Here is a 3,568-nt window from a genome sequence, read left to right on the forward strand (position 1 = left end):
AATCACCACACCCTCCCAGAAACACCAGAAGAAGTGGTGGACCCCCATTAGGAGCATCGCGACCACGGCCCTCCCCGGCGGGCCCATCCCCCAGCCACCACCTCCTTTGGTCCGAACGCGTTCCGCTATCCCCCGGCGGGTCCGCTCCCGAATTGATCCCGGTTCCGGTTCCCTCGACGTCGAATAGCTGGAAACCGGTGGTGTTTGTGACTGCCGGGCAGTATGCGGCGGGGCTGTGACATGTTCAACCCCTTTGTCGGGGCGCCGGACCGACACGCCCACCACGGTCACAGAACGCGGCGAAGTGGCGGTGCGGGAAGCTAGCGCCTGCGGGCGGCCGCCCGGGCTCGGGCCTTGGCGGCTTCCGCCTCCCGGTTCTTGGGCGGCGCTCTGGTTACCAGCGCGTCGACCAGCGTCCGGGTTTCCCGGGCGATGGCCTCCACGGCCCGATCGAACGCATCCTGGTTGGCCCGGGACGGTCGGGCCGAGCCGGAGACCTTGCGCACGTACTGCAAGGCGGCGGCGCCGACCTCCTAGTCCGTGGCCGGCGGATCGAAGTTATGAAGGGTTCTGATGCTACGACACACAGCCTGCCAGGGTACCCGTCCCCGGGGTCGTGTCACCCGTCATACGGGATGATCTCGAGGCCGTCCTGCGCGGAGATGATCAGCAGATGGGGTTCCGGACGGTCATCGAGTATCTCCATCACCTCCTCCAAGGCCGGTAGATGCCCGTGGCCGTCCGTGCGTTCCAGATACCGCACCCTCACGCCGGTTTGCTCCGCTAGCGCCTCCGCTACCAGGCCGCTGTCCCGGGCAACGAGAGTCAGAGACCTCACCCCTTCGGGAGGAGCTTCGCGGCGGGTCTCGCCCGGCATCTCCAGCAGATCGGTCCGGCGCACCGTGCGGTGGTATGCGGCGGTAAGCCCGACGGTGGCTACCAGCGCCAGCGGCCACCGGATGGCGAGCACCGTCCCGGTGCCGACACCGGGCCCCAGCACCTGCTCCAAAGCGCGGTACACGAGCACCAGCAGGCTGACCAGCGCCACCACTCCTCCCAACCCGAACAGGGCTATCAGGTAGATCCTCCGGGTGGGAGAGGCCACCTCGGAGGACGGGTCAGCGCCGCGGATCCGCTGGATACGGGTCCAGTGGCGCCACCACAGCGGCGCCCCCACCAGCAGGACGGTGACGGCGGCCACGAATTCGGAGCGATCGGTCGGGTAGAGAACGGTGGCGGGCGTCAGGACCTGGACGGCGGCGGCGATCACGGCCGCCGCCCCGCCCACCGTGGCGATCAGTCCGACCCCGGCCACCGTGTAGTCGTGGGCACGGTCCACCTCGGAACGCTTCCCCGGGCGTTCCGAACGCATCACCGTGTCGTGATACCTCCACACCAACCCACCCACGATGATCAGCGCCAGCGTCATCGGCAGCTCGCGGAAGTGAGGCCCGGCCGGCCCGATCGGACTCCCGAACCACCAGTCGAGCGCCAGGTAGGCGAGGTTCCAGACCCCGACGAGGGCGGCGAAGAGCCCGCCGACCACCCCGGCCAGCAGCACGTAGGCCCGCCACAGGGTGGTGCGTTCGCCGTGCTGCCCCAGCATCGCCCAGTAGCGCAGCCAGATGGCGCTCCCGACCACCAGCTCGATCAAGGGTTGCCGGAACGCTCCGGCGTCACGTACCAGCATCACCGCGCCGGCCACGGCGTCGTACGCCCGCTCGAAGACCCAGGTCAGGACGAGGACCCCGAACACCGAGACGGTGACCAACCCGATGAGCGACCCGGCCAGGACACCATGCTGGCGCCGCCCCGACCGCCCCATGCGATGGTGCAGAGCCCAGACCGTGCCCCAGACCAGCATCACCGAGGCCGGTGCGATGTCGAAGCGGCCCTCCAAGAGGCTCTCGGCCCATAGAGACAGGCCGGTGGCGGCGGTTACCAGACTGATCAGCTCGGCCAGGACCAGGTATCCGCCCGCCGAGAACCCCGACCCCCCGCCGGCGCGGCGCCGTTGCCGGCGCGCCACCAGGAGCAGGGCCGGGGCGCACACGATCACGCACGAGAGCATGAAGGCCAGGTAGCCGGGGCCGGCCACCACGTCAGGGTCGGCCGCCGACAGCAGCCCGGTCACGCCGGTCGCCACCAGGATCACCAGGGCCAGCAGCATCCCCTGCTGGAAGAAGCGCCGGAGCGTGGCCCCTATGTCGCGTCCTGACCGGCGCGCCAGCATCACGATCAGCCCGAAGAAGGCCCCGCCGAGCACCAGGATCGGGAACAGGACGCCCAGGACGACTTCCACGGTCAACCCTCCGGCCCGGGTTTGGGTGAGTCCGCCGAGCACTCGTACCACGGCCACTCCTGGTGGGTGATACGCCAACCGCCGGCTTCCGAGGTCAACCGGTACTCGTAGGTCTCGGCGCGACCGCCGCCGAAGATCCCTGGGTCGGATCCGGTCACCGACACGGTTACCCAGGCCTCGCCCGTGTCGACGGTGGTGTCGAGCCATTCGATCCGGAAGGCCTGGTCGGCCAGGTACCGGGGGAATCGGGTGCCGCAGCCGTCAAGTTCTTCGGCGAGATAGGACCGGGCTGCCGGCCGGTCGCCGGCGATCACCGCCCGGAGGTAGTCCTGGACTACTCCCTCCGGCGTGTCCGGGTCGAGCTCGGCGCCGCCCACGAACGAGAAGACCGCGGCCAGCACCACGAGTGCGGCCAGTACCGCCCCGGACCAGAGAAGGAGGCGGCGTTGGGAGGATGGAGCATTCCCGCTCCGAGCGACTTCTGGAGGGCTCGGGGTGGGATCGCTCATGGACGGCCAGCCTACCCGCCACGGCGCCCCGTAACCCTGCTACCGCGGAGCGGCGGTATCGTGGGCGCCCATGAGCAACACATACGACACCATCCTGCGCCTCAGGGCGATCCGTGAATACGCCGATCGATCAGTCGAGCCGGAGGACCTCCGCCGGGTTCTCGAAGCCGCCCGCTGGACCGGGAGCGCCAAGAACCGCCAGAACTGGTCCATCATCCTGGTGGACGAGCGCCGGCAGATGGACCGCCTGGCGGGGTGCGCCAGTTTCGCCGGTCCCCTGTCGAAGGCGCCGGTGGCGCTGGCCCTCGTACAGGAGGGCAGCACCTACGGGTTCGACATCGGCCGGATGGCCCAGAACATCATGCTGGCGGCGTCCGCCATAGGCATGGTGTCCTGCCCGATCACCCTCCACGACAACGAGAAGGCCCACGAGGTGCTCGAGATCCCCGAGGGTCGGCGCTGCCGCTACGCGATCGCGCTGGGATATCCCTCTCAGGCCTCACGCCCGGCGAAGGCCGGAGGCCGCAAACCGCTCGAGGAAATCATCCACCACAACTCGTACGGTGCCAGGACACACTGACCACTGACCTGCCTCCCGGGTGTAATCTCGGGTCGGTGCGCTCCTTACTCCCGGAGGCCAGGTCCCTCCTTCCCCGAACGGTGGACCTCCGCCGCCGGCTCCATCGGAACCCCGAACGAGGTAACCACCTCCCCCTCACCCGCGCCCTGGTGCTCGACGAGCTGGAGTCGCTTCCGC

General features: G+C 69.2%; 3 protein-coding genes and 1 pseudogene. 1 reads left to right on the forward strand and 3 read right to left on the reverse strand.

The window, feature by feature from the left end:
* Positions 1-320: 320 nt before the first annotated feature.
* The 3 genes and pseudogenes from OXK16_13895 to OXK16_13905 form a co-directional block, all read right to left on the reverse strand.
* Positions 321-587: pseudogene (locus OXK16_13895) on the reverse strand (DUF2277 domain-containing protein).
* Positions 588-619: 32 nt separating this feature from the next.
* On the reverse strand, positions 620-2,353 hold the full coding sequence (locus OXK16_13900; protein ID MDE0377037.1) for a DUF5671 domain-containing protein: 1,734 nt from the start codon (positions 2,351-2,353) through the stop codon (positions 620-622).
* Positions 2,305-2,811 carry a hypothetical protein gene (locus tag OXK16_13905; protein ID MDE0377038.1) on the reverse strand — a complete coding sequence of 169 codons (507 nt, stop codon included), beginning with the start codon at positions 2,809-2,811 and terminating at the stop codon, positions 2,305-2,307. The genes OXK16_13900 and OXK16_13905 overlap by 49 nt, the downstream gene beginning before the upstream one ends.
* Before the next feature lie 70 nt (positions 2,812-2,881).
* Here OXK16_13905 and OXK16_13910 point away from each other — a divergent pair, with 70 nt between their 5' ends.
* Positions 2,882-3,391 (forward strand): nitroreductase family protein, encoded by a 510-nt coding sequence (locus tag OXK16_13910; protein ID MDE0377039.1) that lies wholly within the window; start codon positions 2,882-2,884, stop codon positions 3,389-3,391.
* Positions 3,392-3,568: the final 177 nt, after the last annotated feature.

Source organism: bacterium (assembly GCA_028821235.1).
GTDB lineage: Bacteria > Actinomycetota > Acidimicrobiia > Spongiisociales > Spongiisociaceae > Spongiisocius.

What these genes read in the sequence shown, in the direction of transcription:
- OXK16_13905 (MDE0377038.1), bottom strand. Translation starts at nt 2,811, where the DNA reads ATGAGCGATCCCACCCCGAGCCCTCCAGAAGTCGCTCGGAGCGGGAAT.
- OXK16_13910 (MDE0377039.1), top strand. Translation starts at nt 2,882, where the DNA reads ATGAGCAACACATACGACACCATCCTGCGCCTCAGGGCGATCCGTGAA.